Consider the following 1,891-nt stretch of genomic DNA (forward strand, 5'->3'; position numbering starts at 1 on the left):
GAAACCCGGCTCGGTCGCGATCGACGACGCCCCCGCCGAGCCGGCCCGCGAGGACGTGCGGGCGTGGGTCCGGACCGACCCCGAGAGCGGCGACGCGGTGTTCGTCGCCCTCTACGCGACCCACCACCGCGACGGCAACGGCTTCGCGAACATCTCCGTCCCGGTGCCCGGCGGCGGCGTCGACACCGTGTTGCGCCCGGAGCACCTCGGCGAGGGAGTCGACGGCGGCACCGGCATCCGCCTCACGACCGAGGGATCAGGCGATCCGGGGCTGTTCCTCCGGACGCCCGTCGGCCCGTTCGCAGTGCCGGGGGGCCAACGGTTCGAGGTGTGGCCCGCGGAGGACGGGGACGAGCCACGGCTCCGCGCGACCCACGAGATGTGGCTGCTCGGGCGGCCGTTCCTCACCGTCGAGTACGAGATCGAGCGCGCTTAGACCAGCGTCTCGGTCTCGTAGCCGCGGGCTTCGAGCGCGGCGAGCAGTTCGTCGACGTGGTCGTGGCCGTGGGTCTCCAGATCCAGCACCACCTCCGCGGCGTTCATCGCCACGTCGCGGGAGGTGCGGTCGTGCTGGATGCCGTAGATGTTGGCGTTGTGCTCGGCGATGATCTCCACCAGGCGTTCCAGCGAGCCGGGGTTGTCCTTGAGTTCGGTCCGGATCTTGACGTACCGACCCATCTGGACCAGCCCCCGGACGACGACGGTCGTGAGGTCGTTGAGGTCGATGTTGCCGCCACAGAGCGCCGGGACAATCGTCTCGTCCTCCTCGTACGCGAACGCCTCGCTCAACACCGCCGCCAGCGCCACCGCGCCGGCGCCCTCGACCAGCGTCTTCGAGCGTTCGAGCAGGTACGTCAGCGCCAGCGCGATCTCGTTGTCCGAGACGGTCACCACCTCGTCGACGCGCTCCCGGATGATCTCCCACGGCCGCTCGCCGACCGAGCGGGTGGCGATCCCGTCGGCGATCGTGTCGACGGCGTCGAGTTCGTGGCGCTCGCCTTTCTCCAGCGATCGGGCGACGCTGGAGGCGCCCTCCGCCTGCACGCCGATCACGCGCACGTCGTCGAGCGTGGCCTTCAGCGCCGTCACGACCCCGGAGATGAGTCCGCCGCCGCCGATCGGGACGACCACGGTGTCGGCGTCGGGACACTGCTCGGCGATCTCGAGACCGAGCGTCCCCTGGCCGGCCATCACGTACTCGTCGTCGAACGCGTGGACGTACGTCCGGTCCTCGAGTTCCTCGATCTCGTGGGCGCGGGCCTGTGCGTCGTTGTAGTCGGCGCCGAAGAGGATCACCTCGCCGCCGTAGCTCTCGGTGGCGTCGACTTTCGCGATCGGCGCGTGCTCGGGCATCACGATCTTGGCGTCGACGCCCGCCCGGGTCGCCGCGAGCGCGACGCCCTGTGCGTGGTTGCCGGCGCTGGCGGTGATCACCCCGGCCGCCTTCTCCGCCTCCGAGAGGGTCGCGATCCGGTTGGCCGCGCCGCGGATCTTGAACGAGCCGGTGCGCTGGAAGTTCTCGAGTTTCAGCCGCACGTCCGCGCCGGTCATCCGGGAGAAGCTGTGGGAGTACTCCAACGGCGTCGTCCGTGCGACCTCGTCGACGCGGTCGCGTGCCGCCTCGATATCGGCGAGCGAGAGCATACCCTCGACGGTCCCACGGCTGGCGCTAAGGCGTTTCGATGCGAAGGGGAAAGGGGGAAACGCACGCGTCACCTGCGTGCACTCACTCCTTGGGTAGCCCCCGGCATAAGGCTACCCCGACCGCGGTGAAAGTGAAAACGCCCGTCGTACGTCGGCCAGCCGACGGCTGCCGTCACTGGGGGCGGACGCGAACGTCGTGTCGGCGGACGTACTCGCGGACGCGGTCGGCGAACGCGTCGCGGTCGTC

General features: G+C 70.2%; 1 protein-coding gene and 1 pseudogene. One reads left to right on the forward strand and one right to left on the reverse strand.

The window, feature by feature from the left end; genetic code table 11:
* Positions 1-436, forward strand: a pseudogene (locus ACFR9S_RS03820) (hypothetical protein); the annotation flags it as partial.
* Here ACFR9S_RS03820 and ilvA read toward each other — a convergent pair.
* Entirely contained in the window at positions 433-1,644 is a 1,212-nt protein-coding gene (gene ilvA, locus ACFR9S_RS03825; protein ID WP_379732648.1) for a threonine ammonia-lyase, read from the reverse strand. The pseudogene ACFR9S_RS03820 and the gene ilvA sit on opposite strands and share 4 nt — an antisense overlap.
* Between the last annotated feature and the right edge of the window lie 247 nt (positions 1,645-1,891).

The sequence above is a fragment of the Halolamina salina genome, assembly GCF_042678005.1.
Taxonomy (GTDB): Archaea; Halobacteriota; Halobacteria; order Halobacteriales; family Haloferacaceae; genus Halolamina; species Halolamina salina.

Bases quoted from the DNA above. Each gene is read 5' to 3' on its own strand.
- ilvA (WP_379732648.1), bottom strand. From the start codon at position 1,644: ATGCTCTCGCTCGCCGATATCGAGGCGGCACGCGACCGCGTCGACGAG.